This is a genomic window from Nannocystis sp. (assembly GCF_016714285.1).
In the GTDB taxonomy this organism is placed as follows: Bacteria; Myxococcota_A; Polyangia; order Nannocystales; family Nannocystaceae; genus Nannocystis.
In genome coordinates this window covers 35161-59239 of record NZ_JADJNN010000020.1, presented here as the reverse complement: position 1 = coordinate 59239, position 24079 = coordinate 35161, and the positions used below count along the sequence as shown (strand labels likewise).

Sequence of the window (24079 nt, the reverse complement as noted above, 5' to 3'; positions counted from 1 at the left end):
CCGCGAGCGTCGCCCGCATGGGCCCTGGGGGCGGAGCTCAGGGCGTGAAGGGCTCGCCGCGGGCGCGGAAGATCGAGAGGTGATCGGCGATGTGCATCGCGTGGTAGCGGTCGTAGGCGTCGCGCGTGAACTCGCCGAACACGGCGTGGGGCGCGAGCGCCGGGGCGGCCCTGAAGTCGTCGAGCGCCGCGAGCAGGCGCGCGAGCGCGGGTCCCAGCGCCGGGCCAGGGTCGCCCTCGTCGACGCCAGGCACCACCATCTCGAGGTCGTGGCGCATGAAGCCCTGACGCATGAACTTCGGCAGGATGAGGTTGCGGGCCAGCGCGCGCACCGGCCAGGACTTGCGGGTCGGGAAGCCGTGCACCGAGCACTCGATGCTGGCGGCCAGGTGGTGCAGCGCGCGGGCCGGGGACCATGTCCCATGGGCCAGGTCGAGGCCGTCGAGCGCCTCCAGGCGGTGGACGGCGTGGGTCGCCTCGGCGAGGGAGGGGAAGCGGAGGCGGCTCATTCCCGGCAGGATAACGCGTCGCGGCTGCGGGGGCTCAATTCACGGCGAGTCCGCGGTGCACGGCGATCTCGGAGCCCTCGGCGAGGAAGGCGGAGCGCGGCGGGCCGGCCAGCGCGGCGGCGAGTTCGCGGCCGTAGAGCCGCGCGAGGTCGCCGTGGAGGGCGGCCTCGGTCGCCGGCCACACGCGCCAGGGCGGGTGCTCGACGCGATACTCGAGGGTGCGACCGGAGCCGGCGGCGTAGCCCCAATAATGTTCGGTGATGAAGGCCGCCTCGGAGCCGGGCACGAGCGGGGCGGGGACGCCGTCGATGGCGAGGTCGAGGCCGTGCCACGCGTCGGCGAGGCGCCACTCGTAGGCGACGCTGCCGTGGACCCGGCCGGCCTCGGCGGTCTCCAGGGCGACGCGGTGGCGCATCGGCAGGGCGAGGTAGGCCTCGCCGTAGACGGTGCGCGCGACCCAGGCGATCGCGGCGCGGGGCACGAGCTCCTTGAGGAAGACGACGCCGCGCTTGTGGCCGTCGGCGTCGACGTGCGGCTCGCCGGGGCGACCGGGGCGGCGCACGTAGAAGCGCAGGTTGACCTCGGGGAAGTTGCGATGAAACGGGATCGGCAGGCCGAGCACGCGGGTGCCGAGGAACTGAAAGCCGACGACGCTGAGGTAGGTGGTGCCGCGCCAGGCGTCGAGCTCGACGCCCGCGGGCAGGTGCGGGGTGAGGATCGCGGGGTCGACCGCGTAGTTGAGCATGGCCAGGTGGCGCCACTGTGCGGTGAGGAAGCGTCCGGGTCCGGGCATGGCGAGCACGCGCGGTGATTGTACATCGTGACAGGCGGGGCGGAACGCGGTCCGTGTCCGGGGGCTTGCGCTCGCGTAGCATGGCGAGGTGCTCCCCGCGCTCCTCGTCGCGCTCGTTCTCGCGGCACCGGCCGGTGCGTCGGCGTCCGAGGTGATTGTCGGCGGCTGGGTGGTGCATGCGAGCAGCCGGGCGCGCCTGCCGGGGGCGCGGGTATCGTTGCACTGTGGATCGAAGTTCCGGCTGACGACGCAGTGGACCGACATGGACGGTGCCTTCGTGTTTCGCGGGGTGCCTGCGGGTCACTGCACGCTCCACGCGGCACTCGGCACGGACATGCCGGTGGTGAAGCTCGTGCTGCGTGCCGACGAGCGGCGGTTGATCGACGTCCCGCTCGACCCGGAATCGCAGCGCGGCGTCTATTGGACCCTTCAGGCGTGGGCCCAGCGCGGTGCCCACATTACCCGGGTTCCGCTCGTGGTCCCGCCCGGGGCCGAGGTCGTCTTCGGGGGCTTTGTCGTGCACCTACGCAGCCGCGAGCGTCTGGCCGGGGCGGTGGTCCTTCTGCGCTGCGGGGGCTCGGTCCGCGAGGAGCACGCGGACGCTGACGGGGCCTTCGCATTTCGCGAGGTCCAGCCGGGCGAGTGCACATTGCAGGTCCTGTGGGGCGGGGCCAACGAGACGATCGCGCTGGTGTTCGGCGCCGGCGAGCGGCGGGTGATCGATGTGGCCGTCGACCCCGAGCGCGCGCTGAGCATCAGCCCGGCCATGCGCGAGGAAATGCTGCGTGAGGGCGACACGGTCAAGATACGGCCTCGGAGCAAGCGGCCCGGATGAGGCCAGGCGCGACCGCGTGGCATATCCGCGCTGCTGCGGCGTGCTCGATAGCGAAGCGCGGGTGTGCTCGAGCGATTGCGTGTGCATGAGATATGGCGCGGGCGACATTGATCGCGTGGGCGCGCTGGTCAAGCTTCGCGGGCGCGGGGTACAAACGCGGTGAGGTCTGGTTGTCGGCGGCCCGCAATGCTGGGATGGCGAGGTGTGAGGTCGTGGGCGCGGGGGTGCCTGGTTGATGCGGGTGCACGGGCTCGGGGCGTGGATCGCCGGGGCCGCGTGCTTGGTCGTCGGGACGCAGGCGGCCAGGGCGAGTGTGGCGCCGGCAACGACGAGCGGAGCGGCGGCCCCGACGAGTCGACCGGCGGGGGCAACGACGAGTGGGGCGGCGGCGGCCTCGAAGAGTGCGGCGCCGGCAACGACGAGCGGAGCGACGGTGGTCGATCCGGGGCGCTGTCTCGCGGTGCCGGCGATCGTCGGGCTCGCGCCGGATCAGCAGCGCGAGCTCGGGGTGCTGTGCGGGCGGCGGGGCCGGCCGCAGCCGGAGCACGCGCCGCTGCTGGCACGCCTCGCGGCGCGCGGGAGCTGGGAGGCGACGGCGCTGGCGGAGCTGGTCGTCGGCGGCGCGCCGCACCTCGACCTCGGCGGTGAGGCGAGCGCGGCGGCGGAGCTGCTCGCGGTGCGGCGAGGCCTCGCGGGGCTCGGCGATCGCCGGCTCGCCGGGGCGGGCTGCAAGCCGTTGGACGCGGCGATCGACGCCTACTTCGCCGACGTCGCCGAGCGCGAGGTGCCGGTGCCGCCGTTCGCCGCGGCGACGCTGGGCGACGGGCGCTGCGTGCCGCTGGACACCGGGGCGCTGGCCGAGCTGCACCTGCTGACGGTCGCGGCCCTGCCCGGGCAGTCGCTGTTCGTCGCGGCGGCGGCGGGCGAGCGGGTCGTGTTGCAGTGGTTCGCGGCCGACGAGGCGGTGGTGCAGCGCGAGCGCCGGCTGTTCGTGGTCGCGGTGCCGGCGTGGTCGGTGGTGACGGTGCGGGCGGTCCACGCCGACACGGCCACGGCGCGCAGCTGGAGCGGCTTTGTCACCCACGACCGGACGCTGTGGGACGGGCCGGCGGAGTTCGGCTGCCTGCGCCTCTCGGTCGACCTCGACGCGGACACCACGCTGATGATCGACGGGCGGGTGCTGAGCCGCGGGCAGCGGCTGGCGCACCGCACGGTCGGGGTGCAGGCCGGGGCGCACGAGCTGGTGGCGCTGCGCTGCGCGGGCAAGGAGCAGTGTGTGGTTCGCTTCCGGGAGACGCTGCCGGCGGCGGTCGAGACGACGACGCAGAACCTGTGCCAGGACGTCGTGCTCGACCTGCACCAGCCGCGCAGCGTGGCGATCGTGCGGGCCAGCGCGGCGCCGGGCTGCGACGCGGCGCTGGCGTGGCAGGCCAACCTGCTGGCGACCGAGTACCTGCGCAGCAACGAGGCGCGCACGGGCCGGGTGTTCCGTGACCTCGCGTCGTACGCCACGATCACCTCGGCGCTCGGCAGCCTGCGCGACAGCTTGAACCCGACGGCCGGCGGCACGACCGGCGGCGCGACCGGGGCCGACAGCCTCGAGACGGTGGCGACGGTCGCCAAGGAGGCGTGGCGTCAGGGCATCGACGAGCTCGTCAGCCTCGAGCTGCGCTGCGGCAGCGACGGCACCAGCCTGTCGCTGCAGGGCTCGGCGATCTCGGTGCGCGAGGTGTTCGGCCGCGATCGCGGCGAGGTCGCGGGCCTCGACCTCAAGCAGCTGCTGCGGGTCCAGACCCTGCGCTTTCGCTCGGAGGCGCAGCTCGAGTCGAGCGTGGGCGGCGTGCTCGACCAGCTGCTCGGGCGCAGCTACCTGCGCATCCGCGAGGGCGCCACGGCGTTCCCGTACCGCACGCGGGCGCGGGTCGAGCTCGCGGCGTTCGGCCGGACGGAGGTCGACGGTCTGCCGCAGCTCGCGGCGTTCCACTTCGCCGCGGAGTTTCGCAAGCCGCCGGGCGAGTGTCAGGCGCTGCGCGGGCGCGACCGGCAGACCGCGCTCGCGGCGGTCGACATGCGGCTGCGCGGTGCGGACGCGCCGGTGCCGGTGCCGGTGTCGATCGCACGCCGCGACAGCGAGCTCACGGAGCACGACGCGGCGGCCTTGCGTGCCGCGTCGGCGACGCAGCTCGAGGGCAGCTTCGCGGCGTCGGGGCCGGGCACCTACCTGGTGGTGGCGCGCTGGGTCGACGCGAAGGGCGAGCCGGGGCCGGCGATCGACGCGACCTGCGTGCGCTTCGAGGTGCCGGAGCGCGAGCTGTGGGGGAGCGTGATGTTCGCGCCCGACCTGACGGTGTTGACGCCGATCCGCGACTATCGGGCCCACCTGCTGCGGGTCCAGCTCGGGCACACCTGGTACCGCCCGCGCCGCTGGATCGGGCTCGGCGTGGCCGGCGGATATACATATACCCGCTACGCCAGCGCGGCGGGCTTGCCCTCGTGGCAGGACTTCGCGGTCGGCGGGGAGCAGAGCATCCAGGCGATCGAGTGGCGCCGGCACGGGGTGGTGGTCGGGCCGCTGGTCGAGGCTCGCACGCGCCGCGGCAGCATCCCGGTCGAGCTCCGGGCCCGCCTCTCGGTCTCGGGCGGCGTGGCGATCGTCGATGTCAGCAAGGTGACGGCCTACCCCGACTTCGCGACCGGCTCATCGTTCGGCCCGTCCAACCTCCGCGTGCGGCCGACGATCGACAGCACGCTCGAGCTCGGGCTCAGCTACCCCGCCGGGCCGCTGACGATCGGCCACATGATCACGCTCGGGAGCACGGGGCTGCAGGACATGTTCTCGGGCACGCGGGCGGTGACGGCGGTCGGCGGGGCCAGCATGTACGCGGGCCTCGGGTTGATCCTCGGAGGTGCGCGGTGAGGCTCGGTCGACTCGCGCTCGCGCTGGGCTTGTTCGCGTCGGCGTGTGCGGGCTTCAACGTCGGCAGCGACGAGGGCTGCGCGGCCGCCTGCGCGAGCGCCCACGCCTGCGGCTTCTTGCCGTCGGGGCTCGGCTACGGGCCCACCAGCGACGCCGCGCTCGCCGACTGCGAGCGGCGCTGCGGCCAGTCGCCGCGCGACGACGACGACATCACGCAGATCTTGAGCTGCCTGGACGGCTCGTGGGAGACCAAGGAGGAGCTGACGGCGTGGTGCCTGGACAGCGAGGAGAGCGATCTGGCCGGCGACCTGACCTGCGCGACCGCGGTCCGCTGCTTCGCCACCGAGTTCAAGGGCAGTCGCCTGCAGGGCGACGTGCACATCGAGGTCTCGCTGATCTCCCTCGACGACTTCGTCACGGCCTTCGACGACGACGCGCTCACCGAGCTGTACGCGGCCCCGGAGCGCGTGCTCTCGAGCTGCGCCGAGGCGCTTTGTGGGCATCAGGACTGCGCCGACGACAGCACCGATCACCCCTGCGATGCGACGCTGTGCGGCCAGCAGCGCGTGAACATCGGATCGATCTGCAGCGAGCAGGGCGCCCGCGTCATCGAGATCGACGTCCAGGGGCGCCGCGGACCGCCGGTCACCCAGGTGCTGCTCGACGACAGCGAGGGCAGCAGCTGCAAGGAGTCGACGCTCACCTTCACCGCCGAGGACTACAACGTCGAGCCCGGCCCGGCCCGCGCCTCCGCCCGCATCGGCGGCAGGTTGCCCGCCAGCGAGCTCGCGCGCATCGGCGTCACCGCCGTCGACGACGAGGAGGGCAGCGCTGACTATTGCCTGCGCTTCCCCGGCATGACCCGCACGCTGCGGGCCGGGCAAAACGTGTTGCTGGTGCCCGTCGGGACCATCGACGAGCTGGTCGCGGCGGGCCTGCGCCCGCGTGGCTGCGACGAGTGAGGAGTCATGTCGGAGCCGCTGCACATCGTCCTCGAGTTCGCCCGGGCCGAGAGCGCCGGGCAGCCGCACAGCTTCCGCTTCGCGGCGCAGCCGTATCTGGTGCGCACGCCCGGGGGCGGCTTCGAGGCGTCGGAGTTCCCGTGGAGCCGCGCGCTGCTGGCCGACCTGCAGGCGCTGCGCGACCCGGCGGCCGAGCCCGAGCTGCTGCACCGGATCGGCGGGCTCCTGCGCGAGTTCCTGGCCGGGGTCGGCTGGGGCGCGCGCGAGGAGGCGATCGTCGCGGCGGCGCGGGCCGGGGCGGCGATCGCCATCACGATCCGCTCGGCGGCGGCGGAGCTCTACGCGCTGCCGTGGGAGCTGGTCGCGCTCAAGTCGACCGGGCAATTGCTGGGTGGGATCCCCGGGCTCGTGATCCGCTATGAGTGGCCCGAGACCAGCAGCTTCCCCGATCCGGTGACGCCGGCGCGGCGGCGCGGGCGGGTGCTGTTCGCGTGGTCGGCGGCGGGCGGGGCGGTGCCAGCGGCCGAGCACCAGGCCGCGCTGCAGGCCGCGCTCGCGGCGGACTTCGATCCGGCCCGCGATGTCGTCCCGCACGCCAGCTTCGCTGCGATCGCCGCGGCGCTCGAGCGGGCCGGTGGGGTCGATCCGCCGATCGACGCGCTGCTGCTGCTGTGCCACGGGGCCGCGATCGGCGGGGCCTACGGGCTCGCGCTCGACGCCACCGCCGGCGCGGCCGAGGCCAACGCGAGCGTGGTCGTCGACGCCGGCCGCGTGCAGCAGCTGATCGCCCCGCACGCCGGGGCGCTGCGCCTGGTGGTGCTCGCGGCGTGCAACAGCGGCGCCGACGGCGAGCCCGGCAACCACCTCGGGAGCATCGCCCAGATGATCCATCGCGCCGGGCTGCGGGCCGTGGTCGCCTCGCGCTTCCCGCTCAGCACCGCCGGATCGTCGCGCTTCTGCGGGGCCCTGTTCGCCGCGCTCGCGGGGCCGGGCACCTCGCTCGAGCGGGCCTTCGTCGTCGCCCGCGACGCGCTGGTCCGCGACCCCGGGCAGCTCGACTGGGCCAGCGTGCAGCTGTACGCGCGCGCGGCCGATGGCGACGCGACCTATCCGCTCACGCGCAGCGCCGGGCCGGTCGTTGCAGCTGCAGCGAGCCCGCTGCGGCGCTGGCCCTGGCGTTGGCTCGGGCTCGGGCTCGTCGCGGCGGCGGCGATCGCCGGCCTCGTGTTGGCGTGGGATCGCGGCGAGGCGCCGAGCGAGGTCGCCGTGGTCGCGCCGGAGCCCAGCACGCCCGCGCCGGAGCGGCCGGTCGTCGTGCCCGAACCGACCACGCTGCCCGTGACCCACCCGCCGACGCCGACGCCGACGCCGACGCCAATCACGCCGACGCCAATCACGCCGACGCCGGTGACACCGACGACCCGCAAGCCGGTCGTCGAGCCGCGGCCGACGACCCCGGCGACGAAGCCCGTGCTCAGCGGCGCGTGTCCGGGTGAGATCCAGCGCTACCTCGAGAATGCCCTGCCGGCCCCCGCGGCCGGGGGTGTGCGGCCCGACCTGCGGGTCCGCGTCGCCGCGGATGGCGGGCTCAGCTACGAGGTGCTCGGCGCGAGCAAGGGCTACGCGAGCGAGGCCGCGGCGGCGCGCCCGAACCTCAGCGCCCGGCTGACGAAGGAGCTCGCGGCCGCGTTGCCGTGCACGCTCAAGCTGCTGTCGCGGCCGTGAGCGGTGCGCCGGGCTCTGCGGCAGCGAGCTGTGTCCGGCCTGAGCGAGCCGGGCCTGGGTCGGCCGGGACGCTCGGGTCGGCGCGAAATCGCTTGCCGCCGGGCCCCGTGAGGTGCAACCGTCGCGGTCATGACGGCCGCTCCCCCCTGCATGCGTCGTGGTGCCGCGCTCCTCGTGGCCGCGCTCGTGGTCCTGTCTGCGGGCGATCTGGCGGCGGCGCCGAAGCTGGCCGCGCGGCCGTACGGCAACGTGATGGGCGACGGCCTCGGTCTGGAGCTCGGCGCCGGCCCACAGCCGACCCTTCCGGGAAAGGTCTGCGCGGCGGGGGACACCGTCCCCGGCATCGACGTGTCGTATTACCAGGGCGACATCGACTGGAACGCGGTGGCCGGCGACGGGGTGGTGTTCGCGTGGGCCCGGGTCTCGCACAGCCTCAACTTCAAGGACCCGAAGTTCGCCGCCAACCTCGCGGGCGCGCGGGCGGCGGGGATCCGCATCGGCGTATATCAGTACTTTGAGCCGAGCGAGGATCCGGTCGCCCAGGCCCAGCTGCTGCTCGACCTCACCGGCCCGCTGCAGCCCGGCGACATGCCGCCGATGATCGACGTCGAGAGCAAGGACACCGTGCCCAAGGCGCAGTACGTCGCGGCGATCCACGCCTGGCTCGATACCATCGAGGCCGCGACCGGGGTCGTGCCCTTCATCTACACCGGCTACTATTATTGGAATGACAACGTCGGCAGCGGCGAGTTCGCGGATTATCCGCTGTGGATCGCCAACTACAACCCGGGCTGCCCGCTGATCCCCGACGCGTGGGCGACCTGGACGATGCACCAGACCTGCGACTGCGGCGATATCGCGGGGATCGCCGGGGCGGTCGACACCGACCTGTTCAACGGCAACGCCGATGAACTGCAGGGATACGCGGTCGGCGGGGTGGTGTGCGGCGACGGCAAGTGCGTGTTCGGCGAGGACGTGTACACCTGCGCCGCCGACTGCCCGCCCTGCGGCGTGATCCCGCCGGAGGGCGCGACGATCGACAACGGCGCGGCCTGCTACGAGCTGTACGGCGATCCGCAGTACTGGCGCGACGAGGCGGTCGGGCAGGGCGGCTCGCTGGTGTGGACCAACGCCACCGATTACCCCGATCCGTCCAACTATGCGATTTTTCGCCTCGACTTCGCCGCGGCCGGCGAGTACGCGCTATCGGCGTGGATCGAGCCGCCCTTCGGCGAGACCAAGCAGGCCACCTATGTGGTCCACCACGCGGGCGGCGAGACGCCGGTGGCGGTCGACCAGTCGCTGGCCAGCGGCTGGGTCGACCTCGGCAGCTACACCTTCGCGGCGGCGACCGATCATTACGTGCGCATCAACGACAACACCGGCGAGAGCAACGACCTCGAGCTGTCGATCGTGCTCGACGCGCTGCAGGTCGTGCCGGTGCAGGCGGGGCCCGAGACGGACTCCGCGAGCAGCGGCGGCGGCAGCGGCGAGGCGACCGGGATCGGCAGCGAGGGCTCCGGCGCGGCGAGCTCGGGGGGCGAGCCGCCGCCGACCACCAGCGAGGTCGGTGGCAGCAGCGGGTCTAGCGGCGGGGTGGGGGGCGGCGGCGCGGCGCTGCCTCCGGGCTATGGCGACGAGGGCTGCGGCTGCCGCGGCGCGCCCGGCCCGGCAGCGCCTGGTCTGCTGGCCCTGATGAGCCTGCTGGGCCTGGTCGGCCGTCGTCGTCGCACGCGACGAGCGCTCACCAGGCGCTGAAGGCGACGATCATCGAGTCGGGCGAGTTGCCGCCGCAGCAGCCGCTGATGACGTCGGCGTCGTCCTTGGCGCGGAGCGTGACCTCGGCGCAGTTCCGGGCCGGGAAGGTGACCTTGCAGCCGTTGGCCATCGATGAGCCGGTGCAGGTCTTGCCGTTGGTGACGATCGTCCCGACGTTGACGCCGTCGCAGAGCACGTCCCAGGCGCCCTGGCACGCGCCAACACTGCCGTAGGTCCCGATCCCGACGTTGGCGACGCAGGTCGAGGCGCCCTTGCAGGCGATCAGCTGGTCGAAGGCCTGGAAGTCCTGGCCGTCGCTCGGCTGGAAGTTGTACTGGTCGTTGTCGCAGGGGTTGCCGCTCCAGCAGCCGCTGGCGGTGTCCATGCTGAGCATGTTGAGCGGGGCGCGCTGGCCGGTCGGCACGCACACGTTCATCTTGCACATGTTCGAGCAGGCGTCGTTGTCGACCATGTTGGCGTCGTCGCACTGCTCGACGTTGGCCTGCACGAAGCCGTCGCCGCACTTGGCCGTCTTGCAGCTCATGACGCAGGCGTCCGTGTTGACCATGTTGGCGTCGTCGCACTGCTCGACGCCGGCCTGGACGAAGCCGTCGCCGCAGGTCGCGTTCTTGCAGGTGCCGAGGCAGGCGTCGGTCTCGACCTTGTTGCCGTCGTCGCACTCCTCGCCCGGGCCCTTGCCGCCGTCGCCGCAGACGTTTAGCTTGCACATCGCGGTGCACGCCTTGTCGGGGCCGTTGGCCATGCCGTCGTCGCATTGCTCGGTGCCCATGAACAGCTTGCCGTCGCCGCAGACGTTGTTCTTGCATTCGGTGGTGCAGGCGGCGTTGTCGGCGTTGTCGGGGCCGGCGTCGCACTCCTCCATGTTGCCCGGCTGGACGAAGCCGTCGCTGCAGGCGGCCTTGGTGCACATCGTGGTGCAGTCGTCGGAGTCGATCATGTTGCCGTCGTCGCACGCCTCCATCGGCGCGAGCTTGCCGTCGCCGCAGGTGGCGAGCTTGCATTCGTTGGTGCACTCGTCGTTGTCGTCCGGGTTGCCGTCGTCGCAGCCCTCGCCGGGCCCGGGCTTGCCGTCGCCGCAGATATTGTTGGTACAGTCGGCCTTGCAGGAGTTCATGTCGCCGTTGTCGACGCCATCGTCACACTCCTCGCCGGGGCCCTGGTCGCCGTCGCCGCAGGCGTTGGCCTGGCAGGTCGCGTTGCAGGCCTTGCCGGGGCCGTTGTCGGGGCCGTCGTCGCAGCCCTCGCCCGGGTCGACGTTGCCGTCGCCGCAGGTCGGCTCGACGCCCGAGGACGAGCTGACATCGGTGGTGCCGTCGGTCGTCGGCGTGATCGAGGTCGAGCCGTCGGAGACCGCGAGCGTCGCGCCGGTGTCGGTCGCGGGCTCGGTCGTCGGCTCGGACGTCGGCGCGGACGTGTTGGTCTGTGCTGCGGTCGCTCCGCTGGAGCTGCCCGCGGTCGCCGTCGAGGTCGTCCCCGCGTCGCCGCAGCCAGCCACGACCCACAAGCTCGCAATTCCCAGCACGCATTGAAGTCTACGCATTCACCACCCCCACCTTGGAGCGCAGCGTATCAGCTGCGCCGGTGTTGGCGAGGCCCACGAAGGAGAACCGACCTCAGCTTGCGGAGGGTCCGCGCGCCCGCGCCTCGGCGGGCAGGCCCGGGATCGCGGCTTTGCCGAGCACGTAGGGCAGCAGCCGCGCGATGTTGCGGGCGTCGTCGATCGCTCGGTGGTGGGTGCCCGCGAAGCCGAGGCCGACCCGCCGCAGCGCCTGCCCCGTGCCGTACTGGCGCGCCTCGCCGAGCTGCTTCGAGAAGCCCTCCTTGAGGTTGCAGTGCAGCTCGCCGAGCGGCAGCTTGACCCGGTGGGCGGTCGCGTCGCGGCGAAACTGGTTGCGGTCGTAGCCACCCCACGAGCAGAACAGGGCCTGCTTGCCGCGGAGGAACTCGGCCAGCGCCGCGATCGCCTGCGGGAAGCGCGGGGCGGCGTCGACCTGGGCCTGCGTGATCGTGGTCAGGCGGGTGCAGAAGGGGGTGAGCGTGCGGTGCCGGCGCGGGCGCACGAAGGTCTGAAATTCGGCCCCGGGCGCCAGCGTGGCGGCGTCGACCAGCACGGCGCCGATCTCGATGATCTCCGTCTCTTCGCGGGGGATCGAGTCGTCGTCGCAGCAGGTCGCCTCGAGGTCGATCACGACATAATGAGTATGTGTTGGCATAAGTTCTGACTCCTTGTTTTGTTCGAGCGGTATATTGCACCGACCATGGCCCGCGCCCCCGGACACGATCCCGGACACGACCCCGAGCCCGCACCCGAGCCTGGGCTTGGGCGCGGGCTTGGGGCGTACACGTGGGGCGAGTACGTCGCCCAGCTGGTCGCCGAGCACGGCTCGCTCGCTGCCCTGGCGCTGCGCCTGGCGGAGCTCGCGGCCACCCCGGAGGACAGCGCCTCGGTCGAGCGCGCGCTCCGGCGGCTGCGCCAGCGCGGCAACCTCGACGGCGGCGACTACGGCCGCCGCCTGCTCCGCGCCTTCGGCCTGCCGCGCCCGATCGAGGCGCGGGTGCGCTGGCTCGGCGCGTATCACAGCCGCTTCAGCGACCTGCCGCGCTCGCTGTGCCAGGACCAGCTGCGCGTGTGGGACCGGCCGCCGGTGAGCGAGTCGCGGGCCCGGGTGTGGCTCGAGCTCGGGCAGGCCAGCGTGGCGCTCCGCGGCCGCGAGCTCGAGCGCGCCGAGCTGCACCTCCGGCGGGCCCGCGCCGCCGGCTCGCCCGAGCCCGCGGCGCAGATCGAGGCGGCGCTGGTCGAGGCGTTCCTCGCCAGCCGCCAGCGGGCGCCGGCTCGCGTGGCGCTGGCGCTGATCGATGCCGGCGAGAAGCTGGCCCAGGCCGACGGGCTCGCGCCGGACGAGCGGGCCTGCCTGCACGTGCGGTGGATCGATCAGCAGGCGTATCAGCGCAACCACCCGCCGGGCGACGCGGCGCCCGACCTGCACGGCGCGCTGGCGCTGTACCAGTCGCTGCCGCCCGAGGATCTCCACCCATTCGTCAGCTATCGCCGCGACGCGGGCCTCGCCTATGTGCATCACCGCCTCGGCGATCAGGCGGCGGCGACCGTGCTGGCGAACGCGGCGATCGGGCACGCCGGCGACGGCGGCTACCTGCGCCTGCGGGCGATGGGCCTGCAGCTGCTGGCGACGATCCTCGGCCCGATCGAGGGCGCCGCGGCCCGGGCCCGGGCCCTGGCGATCGCCGGCCGCCTCGAGGACGAGGAGCTGCAGGGGAGGATCTCGCGGGCGGCCGGGCGTGACGATCGCGTCACGCCCAGCGTTTGACCCGTCCGCGGGTCCGCGCGCTTGCGGGCATCCGGCGCGAGCGCGGGCCAGAGCGGGTACCTTCATGGCCCATGTACCGCTGGCTGCCCCTCGCGCTCCTCCTCTCCCTCACGGCGACCGGCAGCGCCCGCGCCGACGAGCCGCTGGCCCTGCGCGACAGCTGGGCCGGCAACCTCGACTTCTTCAGCACCGGCGCGCCGCTGGCGACCGACAGCAACAACGACGGCAAGGTCGACAAGCTGGCGCAGCCCGGCAAGGTCGCGGTCGCTGCGGCCGACCTGGCCCCGGCGGCGACGCTCGACACGGCCTACCTCTACTGGGGCGCGACGCGGCCGGCGGCCGCCTGCGACCCGGACGGTCTTGATAAGGAGGTGAGCTTCACGCCGCCGGGCAAAGCGGCGGTGATGGTGATGGCCGAGGTGTGTCATTGCTCGACCTCGCCGGGCTACGACATGCAGCTGTGCCGCGCCGACGTCACGGCGCAGCTCGGGGCGATGACCGGCGAGTACGCGGTCGACGGCCTCGACGCGCTGATCATGAACGGCGACACCAACAACGCCTCGTTCGCGGTCGTGCTGGTGTTCGCCGCCCCGGGGCTGCCGCAGCGGCGGATCGGCCTGTACGACGGCTTGCTCGGGCTCTCGGGCAGCGGCACGCCGACCACCACCGTGACCCTCGACGACGTCAACATCACCAACCCGGCGCAGGGCGACCTGACCTGGTACGCGCTCGAGGGCGACAGCGCGGTCAACCAGAACGAGTTCGTGCAGGTCAAGGCGCTGCCGGGCAACGGCACGGCGAAGCTGAGCGACGCGGTCAACCCGGCCGACAATCCCTTCAATCGAACGATCAACACCACCAAGCCGGCCCAGACCGGGGTGACCGGCGTCGACGTCGACCGCTTCTCGCTGGCGGGCATCCTGAAGCCCGGCGACGACACCCTCGAGGTCACCTACAGCGCCGGCCTCGACAAGTACTGGATCGCCTTCAACGTGATCGGCGTCGACGTGTTCGAGCCGCTGTTCTCGGCCAGCTCGAGCAAGACCTGGACGCTCACCAAGGACCTCGGCGGCGACGGCGAGCCCTCGCCCGGGGACACTGTCACGTACACGATCCACCTCGAGAACACCGGCACCGCGCCCGGCAGCGTCAACCTCAGCGACGAGATCCCGGCCGAGGCCGCGTCGTGGCAATTGATCGACGACGGCGGCGGTACCGACAAGAGCATCGGCAATACGCTGATCATCGAGAACCTCGCGCTCATGCCCAAGCAGGCGCTCGACGTGGTGCTCGAGCTCGTGCTCGCCGACCTCCCCGACCTGACGCCGGTGAACAACACCGCCGAGCTCGCGGGTGACGGCGGCCCGGTCCAGCTGATGGCCCCCGAGCTGCTGCTGCGCCGCGACGGCGACGACGACGGCGTGTTCGACAGCGACGATAATTGCCCCGAGCTCGCCAACCCGGACCAGGCCGACGCCGACATGAACGGCCAGGGCGACGCCTGCGAGCCGGTCGGCACCAGCGGCGATGTCAGCAGCGGCGATGTCGACACCAGCGCCAGCGCAGGCGAGACCGGGGGCGCGACGGGCAACGGGACGGGCAGCGGGACGGGCGGCAGCGGAGGGGGCACGGGGGGGACCGGCGGGGGCACGGGCGCCAGCGAGGACAGCGACACGCCGACCGGCGTCGGTCCGGGCGGCGAGGTGACGAGCGACAGCGGCACCGGTCTCGACATCGGCCTCGCTGACGACGGTTGCGGCTGTCGTGGCACGCCGTCGTCGGCGGGCGGACTGCTGCTGCTGCTCGCGCTCGGTCGCCGGCGTCGGCGGACGTGAGCCAGGCCCGGTGCGGTCACGGGCATATTTTCCGGGCGCCATCAGCGCCGCCCTGCGATATCCTGCGGGCCGTGGACACGCTCGCCAGCCAGATCGACGCCGCGAAGGGCGAGCTCGAGGTGGCGCTCGTCGGCGGCGATCTGCAGGCCGTGGGCGCCAGGCTCTTGCCCCTGTTGCGTGAGCTCGCCGAGGTCGCCGCCGAGATCGACGGCGAGCGAGCCCGACACGAGGCGATGCGCGACCAGTTCAGGGCCCAGCGCGAGCTGATCCTCGCGCTCGGCTGCCCGATCTTGCAGGTCCGCGGCGATGTCCTGTGCGTGCCGCTGCTCGGCCCCTACGACATGGACCGGGCCGCGCAGCTGCGCGACGCGGTGCTGCAGGCGGTGGCTCGCACGCACGCGCGCCTGGTGGTGCTCGACCTGACCGGCGCCGTGGTGCCGGAGCCCGCGGCGGCCGCCCACGTCGTCGATGTCTGCCGGGCGATCCGCCTGCTCGGCGCCCGCGCGGCGCTCAGCGGCATCGATCCCGGCCTGGCGCAGATGCTCGTCGGCCTCGACGGCGGCCTCGGCCAGGTGTCCACATTCCTGTCCCTCGAGACAGCTCTCGGGAGCCTGCAACGATGACCTCCGGCGACCCCGCGGAGCTCGTCCGCTTCATCGACACCAGCACCTCGCGCTACGAGCTGCGGGCCGACGGCGTGATCGTGCAGCGGGTCATCTCGACGAAGACGCAGACCCTCGCCGACGCGCGGGAGAACACGGCGGCCTTCGCCGCGCTCGCGGCCGGCGGGAAGCACCCGCTGATCGTCGACATGCGCAGCAACTTCACCACCGACCGCGGGGTCCGCGAGCACTACGCCAGCCCCGAGGCGACCGCCCAGTGCAGCGCGATCGCCCTGCTGACCCGCTCGGCCGCGGGCCGCGTGATCGGCAATTTTTTCCTCGCGCTGCAATCGTCGGACGTGCCCATGCGAATGTTCGGCGAGGAGACGGACGCGTTCACGTGGGTCCGCCGTGTCGCCCCGGCCCGCCGCCGCTGAGGCCGAGCCGTCGCCCGGGTCCGGCGCGTCGCCCCTCCGGGGCGGCCGAACCGATCATTCGGGTAGCGATCGCGGTGGCGGGCGGTGGTAGCTTCGCCCGGGCAGCAGCTTGCAGCTCCCATGACCTCGAGGTCGCCATCACGCGCCTGCCGCCATGAACGCCACACCTTCGCCGCTCTCGTCTTTCCCTCGCCGCGGGTTCGCGCGCGCGTCGTTCGTCGCGGCGCTGGTCCTCGCCCCGCAGGTGGCCGCGGCCAGCCCGTTCGCGCGGATCGTGCAGGCGCCCGCGGAGACCGAGCCGAGCGCCGTGCCCCCGACGGCGGCCACGAGCTCCGCGCCCGCGCCCGCGCCGGACGACGCCGACGCCATCTCCACGCGCGCGCTGCCCGGCGCGGCGGCGGCGACCCACGGGGACGCGAGCGCGACGGTCGCCTCGGGCGCGGCGGCCGACGCCGAGGCCGAGGTGTTTCGCCCGTGGGAGGTCGGTGGATTCGTCGACGCCAACTATGTCTATAACAACAACCTGCCCGACAACCACGTCAACCGCCTGCGCTCCGCGGTGCCGCGCACGGGCGAGTTCTCGCTGAACCTGGTGGTCGCGTACATCCGCCGAGACGCGGTGCCGGGCCAGTTCTCGCCGACCTTCGAGCTGGCGCTGCAGGCCGGGCCGGCCGCCGACGCGCTGATGTACTACGAGCCCGAGCCGGGCGGCGACGCCTCGCGCTTCGCCGGCAAGGAGGTGTTCAAGCACATCGGTCGGGCCAACGTCGGCTTCAAGACCAAACGCGGCACCGAGCTGAGCGTCGGCATGCACCTCTCGCCGGTCGGCATCGGCATCCACTGGACGCCCTTCAACTGGAATTACAGCGTGAGCTGGGAGCTCGACGGGGTGCCCTATTACCTCGCCGGCCTCAAGGTCGTGCACCCGATCAACGACCGCCACGGCCTGCAGCTGTGGGTCGTCAACGGCTGGCAGACCCTGGCCGACACCAACAAGGCGCCGAGCCTCATGCTCGGATATACCTACACCCCGAGCGCGCGCTTCAACCTCGCAGAATTCGCGTACTTCGGCCCCGACCAGGCCGACATCCGCATGGCCGCCTGGCGCATGTATTCGGACACGCAATTCACCTACAACGTCGACCGCTTCGGCGTCGGTGGATTGTTCGATGTCGGCGGCGAGCGGCTCACGGACCAGAGCGGCCGGCCGATGACGATGTGGATGACGGCGGCCCTGTTCACGCGCTGGCGCGTGCTCGGCAAGCAGCGCACCTGGGACATGGCGGCGCGGCCGGAGCTGTACTGGGACCGCGACGGGCGGATCTACGGGGTGGCCGACAATGTGCTGCTCGGCGCGACCTACACCAACGCGGTGCGCCTGACCGAGAACCTGCTGTTGCGCCTGGAGTACCGCTACGACCGGTCGAGCGCGCCCGGCGGGTATTTCTATCGCGGCGCCGCGATCGACGATACCCGCCCGCCCTTCGCCCGCGACCAGCACACGCTGTTCTTCGCGGTCGCCGGGGTGTTCGCGCACCGCTTCGGGCCCGGCCGCAAGTAGCGCTTGACATGCCGCGGGGGCGGGCGATGCTGGGCCGGGCGCGTCGCCCAGGAGGCCATGGATCGGCGAAAGATCGTGTCGCGTGAGGAGTGGTTGGTGGCCCGCAAGCAGCTGCTCGCCGAGGAGAAGGCGCTCAGCCGCCAGCGCGACGCCGTCAGCGCGCAGCGCCGCGAGCTCCCGTGGGTCAAGCTGGACAAGGACTATGTGCTGGCCGGCCCGGACGGCCCGGCGCGCCTCGCCGACCTGTTCGCCGGGCGCAGCCAGCTCATCGTCTATCACTTCATGTTCGACCCGAGCTGGGAGGACGGGTGCAAGAGCTGCTCCTTCATCGCCGACAACTTCGTCGGCGGCCTGGTGCACCTGGCGGCCCGCGACGTCGCCTTCGCGGTGGTCTCGCGGGCGCCGCTGGCCAAGCTCGAGGCGTTTCGTCGGCGCATGGGCTGGGACTTTCGCTGGTACTCGGCGCTGGACTCGGACTTTAACCACGACTTCCACGTGTCGTTCCGGCCCGAGGAGCTGGCCGGCGGCGTGGAGTACAACTTCACGCCGGGGACGAAATTCCCGGTGTCCGAGGCGCCCGGGCTCAGCGTATTCGTGCGCGACGGCGACGATATCTTCCACACCTATTCGACCTACGCCCGCGGTCTCGATCTGCTGATCGGCACCTACAATTACCTCGACCTCACGCCGGGCGGCCGCGGCGAGGACGGGCTCGCGTACGCGATGGCGTGGGTCCGCCTCCACGACCGCTACGCGCCGGCGACGTAGCTGGCGCGGGGTCGCAGCAGCGACCAGGCGAGCAGGCCGAGGCCGAGGAAGCCGATCGCGTTGACCAGCGCGTGGTAGCGCAGCATCGTCGAGAGCTCGACGGCCGTGCCATAAAAGCCCTGGGTTGCGAAGCGCAGGGCGAAGCCGGTGGCAACCAGCACGGCGAGCGCGGAGCCGGCGAGCAGCAGCCGCGGGGCGAGCGGGCGCCCGCGCAGGCGGGCGGCGACGGCGAGCTGGAGGCCGGCGAGCAGCGGGAGGGCGAATGCATAGAGGACCGCGCCCGCGAGCTCGAGCGGACGGCTCGCGGTGGCGATGCCGGCGGCGAGCAGCGGGAACGCCAGCATCAGCGCCGGGGCGACGAATGTATAGAGTTTGCGCGCGCGGCATGTCGGCCTCGGCGAGGCCGCGGCCGAGCAGGCCCGTCATCACCAGCACGCCGAAGCCGGCGGCGTGGAAGTGGCCGGCCGTGAGCACCGCCGCGAGCCCGCCGAAGCCGCCGAGGACGAGCTCGCCGCGGTAGACCAGCAGCCACACACCGGCGCCGGGGAGGAAGAGCAGGCCGAGGTCGATCGCCAGCTCGGGCAGCTGGTGGAGGCCGCGTCGGCGCAGGCGCGCGAGGGCGTGCAGGGCCGCGAGCCCGGTGAAGCCGAGCCACAGGCCCGCGAGCGCGAGCGAGGCGGCGCCGCCGGTCGGCAGGGCGGCCGCGCCGAGCAGGACGCCGAGGGCCCCGAGCGCGTGGCCGGCGGCGAGCCAGCGCGGGAGGGTGGAGGCCGCTCGCTCCGACCTGTCCGCAGGGACATTCTCGGCTGTCCTCTTGGACCTGTCCGCAGGGACAGTCAACGGCAGCAGCAGCGGCACGACGACCACGGCGACGAAGGCGACCGCGAGCTCGGCCAGAGTGGCGAGGTCGTGGAGCCCGGCGCCGAGCCACACGCCGAGCCCGAGCCAGGCGAGCAGGCCGAGGAGCGGGGTGAGCATGGCGGCGGGCACGGGGCGAGGATGGTATCAGGGTGATGTGCGAGCTGGAACTCGCGGAATGTGCGTACCTGGCTCGCGCTTTCAGGGCAGGTCCAGGACCATCACGAAGACCGCCTGCTTCGCGCTGTTGGCGGTCGCGAACACCTTGGGGTTGCCGACCAGCTCGAAGCGCTCGGCCAGCCCGGGTCCGAGCACCACGAAGACGCCGCTGCTCGCGGTCTGGTCGGGGTTGAAGCCCAGCTTGTTCTCGGACAGGTAGCGGATCTGTGCCTTCGAGTTGGGCATCTGTGACTGCAGCTTCGCGCCGGCGATCGGCTGTCCGGTGTTGTCGCGGACGATGCCGAGGGTGCCGCCCTGGTCGCCCAGCGGCAGGTTGGCCGCCAGCGCCGGCTCCTTCATCAGGAATCCCGACCACTGGGTCAGCGTGGCCGACGGCACGCCCCACAGGTCATGGTGGTCGCTCATCGGCCCGTACTGGCCCTGCATCGGTGAGGCGACGAGGGTGAAGCTGGTGAAGAGGGAGCCGCCAGCGAGCATCGCCGCGACGCCGATGCCCTCGGCCAGGGGCATCGCGCTGGTGATATCGACGATCGCCGCGCCGTTCGAGGCTGCCCATGACCACCGCGGCCGCGTTCTTCCCTCGACCAGCGCCGACAGCAGGCCGACGATCTTCACGTCGGTCGCCGGCAACGGCGCGGCCGTGGGGAATGCCAGCGTCGTGCCCGGGAGCCGCGTGTTGCCGCCGGGCGGCCCCGCGACGCACACGGCCTGCGGGTCGTGGTCGCGGAACTCGAGGCAGGCCCGCGACGCGCAGTCGCTGTTGACCAGGCACGGGTCGCCGATGTCTGCGGGCGGGTCGCCGCCGGTGGAGCCGATCGAGGTCTCACCGGCGCCGGTCGTCTGCTCGACGCCGCCGCTGCTCGCCGTCTCGCTGCCGGTGCTGCTGGTGCTGCCCGGCTCGCTGCCGGTGCTGGCGGTGGCGTCGCTCGTCGCGGTGCTGCCGGGCCCACCGCCGGTCGTGGGCGCGCCGGTGCTCGACGCCTCCGAGCTGGTCGGGATCGTCGCGCTGCTCGAGCCGGTCGAAGCGGGCGAGCCCGTGCTCGATTCGCCGCCCGTGCTCGCGGTGCCCGGGTTTCTATCCACGCACGCCGCGAGGGCCGCGAGCGACGCGACGACGAGGCCTCGGCTGGTCTGTAGCATCGGCGTAGGATACCCGTAACCCGGATCGTCAGGGCAGGAGCAGCCGCACGAGCTCGTCGATGTTCGGCCGGGAGGTAGATTCGAGCTTGTCGCCCGCGAAGCGGTCGAACAGGCGGCGGTGGGCCTGCAGCGAGAACTCGTCGCCGCGGGTCTCATAGTCGCGGACCCAGGCGAGCAGCATGCCGAGGTTTTGGTCCTGCGCCTCCGGGCTCGGATATTTGTGCGGCTCCCACGGGCGGGCGCGGCAGTTCTCGAGGCAGGTCTCGACGCCGGGGTTCAGGAAGACGAGGTTGGTACAGCGGCCAGCGGCGGCGGCGAGCAGGTCCGCGTAACAGCCCTCCACCACCCAGCTGTCGTCGGCATCCATGAATCTCGTGATCGCCGCGACGCTGGCCTGCAGCGGCCTGCGGGTCGGCGGACTCGTGGGCTCCCACGCCAGGGTGTCGAGGTCGAGGTGCGGCGCCTGGCCCGTCGCCGCGAGCGCGCGTGCCAGGGTGGACTTTCCCGAGCCGGAGTTGCCGAGGATGATGATTCTTGGCATGGCACGCATTCATAGCAGACGCGGGCGGGCGACCGGGGGTCAGCGACGATCGCCGCCCGAGGCCGACAGCGCCCTGGCGACGGCGAATCGGCATTTTGCGAGGATCCGCGGGTCGAGGTCGGGTTCGGCGACCAGCAGCGCCAGGGCCCGCTCGAGCGACGCGCGGCTAGAGCGTGCTGAAGCCACCGACCGCGAAGCCGCCCTTGGACCCGTTCCCTGCGAGCGCGAGCTTCACGCCCAGCGGCGGCGTGTGCAGGTTCTCCAGCGACGCGCTGATCCCCTTGGCGAGTTCGGCGACCAGGAGCTTCACCTCGGCGATCGTCGTCGCGCTCGCCTCCCCGACCTTGATCGCCGGCTTCCCCTCGAGCTGCGCCCCCACCACCGCCACCGCGAGCGTCAGGAGCCCCCCCGAGACCTGGACCTCGAAGTGGATCCGATCGTCGAGGAAGATCACCGCCGGCCACACCGCCGGCTCGGCCTCCACGCGCGCCCGCGGCGGCACGCCGAGGACCTCCGTGAGGCTGACGATGAGCTGGTTGACGAGCGGCTCGCAGGGCTGCCGGAGCAGCTCTCGCTTCGCCGAGCCGGCCTCGAAGGCCCCCGCCAGCGGCGGACGAGCCCCCAGACTCCGCAACCGGAGGCTCAGCGATCCCCCCTTCGGCAGGGAGAGCGGCTCGACATAGGGGCCGCTCTTCCCCGGAGTAAAGGCCACGGCGTAGACCTTCTCCGCGATCGCGCCGCTCTGCCCCTTGATCTGTGCCTGCAGCCCGAAGGCCACGAGCCCCCGCGTCTGCTCCGCCGAGAGCATCACCTTCAGCGAATACACGCCCGGCTTCAGCTCCGTCGTGTAACCGCCCTGCGCGTCGGTCTTGCCGCTCGCCACCGGTTCGTCGAGCGGCTCCTGCTCGATGAAGATCTCCGCCCCTGGCACTGGTTCTCCGAACGCCATCCCACACCTCCACCTCAATCATCGCATCTGATCGCAGCGGCGCGTGGCGCAACGAAGGCGCCCGCGACTCGGAGGCGCCGCACTTCCAGCGCGCGCGTCTCCCCTCGGAGCGCCGGCGCCCCCATATTGCCAGCACCATTTTCCCGAGCCGGAGTTGCCGAGGATGATGATTCTTGGCATGGCCTCGCATTCATGGCAGACGCGGGCGGGCAGCGCGTGCGCTGGCGAGTCCATCGCTGGCGGCTTCGCCAGCGTCGCCCGCATGGCGAACATTTCCGGGTCCTCGCGTTCCACCGATCCCCGTCGCCAATGGTACCTGCGGCGCGCTGCGGCGCCCAGATCGCGGCGCGACGCCTCAGGAGCGGAACACGATGTCCTCGCGGGCGAACCAGCGCGTGCAGGCCCACAGCGAGGCGGCGGCGAGGGCGACGAGGGAGGCGAAGACGAGGGCGATGAGGCCGGGCTCGGCGGTGCCGGCGATGAGCTCGCGGGTCGCGAGCGAGACGTTGAGGATCGGGATCAGCGCGGTGGCGAGGCTGAGCTCCGAGCCGGGCAGCAGGGCGATCATCGCCGGGAACAGGACCACGATCATCAGCGGGCTGATGATGCTCATCGCCTCCTTGTAGCTGCGGGCGTAGACCGAGAGCATGAGCAGGAGGGCGGCGAAGAACATGCTGAGCGGGAGCAGCAGCGCGAGCACGACGGCGATCGTGGCGGGCTCCAGCACCTGGGCGACCGCGGCGAGCAGCTCGGGCGGGATGCCCTCGACGCCCTGGGCGACGCTCACATAAAGGCTGAACATTGCGATCACGGCGGAGACGAGGCCGGCGAGGGCGACGACGGTGAACTTGCCGAGCACGAGGGTGCGGCGGCGGACCGGGGCGGTCAGCAGGGTCTCGAGGGTGCCGCGCTCCTTCTCGCCGGCGGCGAGGTCGATCGCGGGGTACATGCTGCCGGTGAAGCAGAAGATAATGAACATGTAAGGCAGCAGGCCGCCGATGACCTTGCCGAGGATCTCGCGGGCCTGGGCGATGTCGTGCTCGTTGACGCGGACGGCGTGGACGACCTGCGGGTCGAGCTTCAGGTCGGCGAAGCGCTGATTCAGGAGCTCCTGCTCGAAGCCCGCGATCGCGGCCAGGACGCGGCGCTTGGGGATGTCGAAGTCGTCGCTCGACTTGAACATGAGGGTCAGGCCGCCGGGGCGCAGGGCGGCGACGTCGCGGCGGAAGGTCGGGTCGATGACGATCGCGGCGTCGAGCTCCTCGCTGGCGATGCGCGCGGGCAGGGCCGAGACGTCGCGGGTGCGCTCGACGCGGATGCCGGGGGCGGCGCCCAGGCGGTCGGCGAGGCCGCTGTCATTCATCGGGTCGGCGATCGCGATGTGCAGCTGCTTGTCGCGGGCCTCCTGCGCGCGCGAGCCGGTGATGCGGGCGGCGGCGATGGTGAGCACCGGGAACAGCAGCAGGGGGACGACGACCATGGCGATCAGGGTCCGGCGGTCGCGCAGGGTGTCGGTGAGCTCCTTGCGGACGACGGCGACGAAGGGTGAGCGGCTCATGTGCGGGGCCCTCCGGCGGCTGAGGTCGCTTCTGAGGCTTCAATGCGGTGGATGAAGGCCTCCTCGAGCGAGCGCTCGCCGGAGGCGGCGGTGAATTCGGCGAGGGTGCCGTCGAAGATCGTTCGGCCGCCGTGGACGATCGCCAGGTCGTCGGCCAGCAGGGTCACCTCGCTCATGATGTGGGTCGAGAAGAGGACCGTCTTGCCGTCGTCGCGGCACTTGCGGATAAACTGGATGATCGCGCGGGCGGCGATGACGTCGAGGCCGGAGGTCGCCTCGTCGAAGACGATGACCTCGGGGTCGTGGATGATCGTGCGGGCGATCGAGACCTTCTGCTGCATGCCAGTCGACAGCTTGCCGACGCGGCGGTCGGCGAAGGCGTCGATGCCGAGCGAGGCGAACAGGGCGTCGCGGCGGCGGCGGTAGTCGGCCGCGGAGACGCCGGCGAGGTCGGCGTAGTAGCGCAGGGTCTCCTCGGCGGTGAGGCGCTCGTAGAGCCGGGTCGAGCCGGTGAGGAAGCCGAGCTTGCGGCGGGCGGCGACCGGGTCCTTGAGCGCGTCGATGCCGGCGATCTCGATGCGACCGGCGTCGGGGCGCAGGAGGGTGGCGATCATGCGCAGGGCGGTGGTCTTGCCGGCGCCGTTGGGGCCGAGCAGGGCGAAGATCCGCCCGGGCCGGCAGCGCAGCGAGAGGTCATCGACGGCCTGCAGCTCGCGGCCAGGTTGCCGGCCGTCGACGCCGAGGGTGCGCCGCTGCTGCCGCGAGAGGGTGAAGCGCTTGGCGAGGTGCTCGGCCGTGATCATGC

Annotated in this window: 21 protein-coding genes and 1 pseudogene; 11 read left to right on the top strand and 11 right to left on the bottom strand. The window is 72.4% G+C overall.

The window, feature by feature from the left end:
• Window positions 1–37: 37 nt before the first annotated feature.
• Entirely contained in the window at window positions 38–508 is a 471-nt protein-coding gene (locus IPJ59_RS27335; protein WP_293258565.1) for a DUF1569 domain-containing protein, read from the bottom strand.
• A 34-nt stretch (window positions 509–542) separates the two neighbouring features.
• Window positions 543–1301: a YqjF family protein gene (locus tag IPJ59_RS27330; protein ID WP_293274057.1), complete on the bottom strand. Its 759-nt coding sequence runs from the start codon at window positions 1299–1301 to the stop codon at window positions 543–545.
• 88 nt (window positions 1302–1389) lie between these two features.
• Between IPJ59_RS27330 and IPJ59_RS27325 the strand changes: the two genes are divergently transcribed.
• The 5 genes from IPJ59_RS27325 (at window position 1390) to IPJ59_RS27305 (ending at window position 9498) form a co-directional block, all read left to right on the top strand.
• Window positions 1390–2136: a carboxypeptidase-like regulatory domain-containing protein gene (locus IPJ59_RS27325; RefSeq protein WP_293273974.1), complete on the top strand. Its 747-nt coding sequence runs from the start codon at window positions 1390–1392 to the stop codon at window positions 2134–2136.
• A 433-nt stretch (window positions 2137–2569) separates the two neighbouring features.
• Window positions 2570–5053 carry a hypothetical protein gene (locus IPJ59_RS27320; RefSeq protein WP_293273973.1) on the top strand — a complete coding sequence of 828 codons (2484 nt, stop codon included), beginning with the start codon at window positions 2570–2572 and terminating at the stop codon, window positions 5051–5053.
• Window positions 5050–6015: a hypothetical protein gene (locus IPJ59_RS27315; protein WP_293258561.1), complete on the top strand. Its 966-nt coding sequence runs from the start codon at window positions 5050–5052 to the stop codon at window positions 6013–6015. The genes IPJ59_RS27320 and IPJ59_RS27315 overlap by 4 nt, the downstream gene beginning before the upstream one ends.
• A gap of 6 nt (window positions 6016–6021) precedes the next feature.
• Entirely contained in the window at window positions 6022–7740 is a 1719-nt protein-coding gene (locus IPJ59_RS27310) for a CHAT domain-containing protein (protein ID WP_293273972.1), read from the top strand.
• A 150-nt stretch (window positions 7741–7890) separates the two neighbouring features.
• On the top strand, window positions 7891–9498 hold the full coding sequence (locus IPJ59_RS27305) for a GH25 family lysozyme (protein ID WP_293273971.1): 1608 nt from the start codon (window positions 7891–7893) through the stop codon (window positions 9496–9498).
• Here the strand turns inward: IPJ59_RS27305 and IPJ59_RS27300 are convergent.
• Window positions 9485–11041 (bottom strand): DUF4215 domain-containing protein, encoded by a 1557-nt coding sequence (locus tag IPJ59_RS27300; RefSeq protein ID WP_293273970.1) that lies wholly within the window; start codon window positions 11039–11041, stop codon window positions 9485–9487. The two genes, IPJ59_RS27305 and IPJ59_RS27300, sit on opposite strands and share 14 nt — an antisense overlap.
• A 91-nt stretch (window positions 11042–11132) precedes the next feature.
• A complete protein-coding gene (locus tag IPJ59_RS27295) occupies window positions 11133–11732 on the bottom strand; it encodes a 3'-5' exonuclease (protein ID WP_293273969.1) in 600 nt (199 codons plus the stop codon).
• 45 nt (window positions 11733–11777) lie between these two features.
• Here IPJ59_RS27295 and IPJ59_RS27290 point away from each other — a divergent pair, with 45 nt between their 5' ends.
• From IPJ59_RS27290 to IPJ59_RS27265, 6 genes are all read left to right on the top strand, one after another.
• On the top strand, window positions 11778–12845 hold the full coding sequence (locus IPJ59_RS27290; RefSeq protein WP_293273968.1) for an FUSC family protein: 1068 nt from the start codon (window positions 11778–11780) through the stop codon (window positions 12843–12845).
• Between the two features lie 71 nt (window positions 12846–12916).
• Entirely contained in the window at window positions 12917–14680 is a 1764-nt protein-coding gene (locus tag IPJ59_RS27285) for a hypothetical protein (RefSeq protein ID WP_293273967.1), read from the top strand.
• A gap of 71 nt (window positions 14681–14751) precedes the next feature.
• Entirely contained in the window at window positions 14752–15303 is a 552-nt protein-coding gene (locus IPJ59_RS27280; RefSeq protein ID WP_293258548.1) for an STAS domain-containing protein, read from the top strand.
• Complete coding sequence (locus IPJ59_RS27275; RefSeq protein ID WP_293258546.1) at window positions 15300–15719, top strand: DUF7793 family protein; 420 nt, start codon at window positions 15300–15302, stop codon at window positions 15717–15719. The genes IPJ59_RS27280 and IPJ59_RS27275 overlap by 4 nt, the downstream gene beginning before the upstream one ends.
• A 154-nt stretch (window positions 15720–15873) precedes the next feature.
• Window positions 15874–17280 (top strand): outer membrane beta-barrel protein, encoded by a 1407-nt coding sequence (locus tag IPJ59_RS27270; protein WP_293258544.1) that lies wholly within the window; start codon window positions 15874–15876, stop codon window positions 17278–17280.
• A 57-nt stretch (window positions 17281–17337) separates the two neighbouring features.
• Window positions 17338–18048: a DUF899 domain-containing protein gene (locus IPJ59_RS27265; protein WP_293273966.1), complete on the top strand. Its 711-nt coding sequence runs from the start codon at window positions 17338–17340 to the stop codon at window positions 18046–18048.
• On the opposite strand, the gene IPJ59_RS27260 is transcribed toward IPJ59_RS27265, so the two are convergent.
• The 7 genes and pseudogenes from IPJ59_RS27260 to IPJ59_RS27230 all read right to left on the bottom strand — a co-directional run bounded on the left by IPJ59_RS27260 (window position 18030) and on the right by IPJ59_RS27230 (window position 24077).
• Complete coding sequence (locus IPJ59_RS27260; RefSeq protein WP_293273965.1) at window positions 18030–18392, bottom strand: YndJ family transporter; 363 nt, start codon at window positions 18390–18392, stop codon at window positions 18030–18032. The genes IPJ59_RS27265 and IPJ59_RS27260 overlap by 19 nt on opposite strands.
• 124 nt (window positions 18393–18516) lie before the next feature.
• Window positions 18517–19026 (bottom strand): annotated as a pseudogene (locus IPJ59_RS38180) (YndJ family transporter); the annotation flags it as partial.
• Between the two features lie 81 nt (window positions 19027–19107).
• Entirely contained in the window at window positions 19108–20226 is a 1119-nt protein-coding gene (locus tag IPJ59_RS27250; RefSeq protein WP_293273963.1) for a hypothetical protein, read from the bottom strand.
• A gap of 28 nt (window positions 20227–20254) precedes the next feature.
• Window positions 20255–20767, bottom strand: coding sequence for a P-loop NTPase family protein (locus tag IPJ59_RS27245; protein WP_293273962.1), 513 nt, complete (start codon window positions 20765–20767; stop codon window positions 20255–20257).
• A 166-nt stretch (window positions 20768–20933) separates the two neighbouring features.
• Window positions 20934–21716, bottom strand: a complete 783-nt coding sequence (locus IPJ59_RS27240) for a carboxypeptidase-like regulatory domain-containing protein (RefSeq protein ID WP_293273961.1) — start codon at window positions 21714–21716, stop codon at window positions 20934–20936.
• 355 nt (window positions 21717–22071) lie between these two features.
• Window positions 22072–23274 carry an ABC transporter permease gene (locus tag IPJ59_RS27235; RefSeq protein WP_293258533.1) on the bottom strand — a complete coding sequence of 401 codons (1203 nt, stop codon included), beginning with the start codon at window positions 23272–23274 and terminating at the stop codon, window positions 22072–22074.
• Window positions 23271–24077 carry an ABC transporter ATP-binding protein gene (locus tag IPJ59_RS27230; protein WP_293258531.1) on the bottom strand — a complete coding sequence of 269 codons (807 nt, stop codon included), beginning with the start codon at window positions 24075–24077 and terminating at the stop codon, window positions 23271–23273. Before IPJ59_RS27230 ends, IPJ59_RS27235 begins: the two co-directional genes overlap by 4 nt.
• Window positions 24078–24079: the final 2 nt, after the last annotated feature.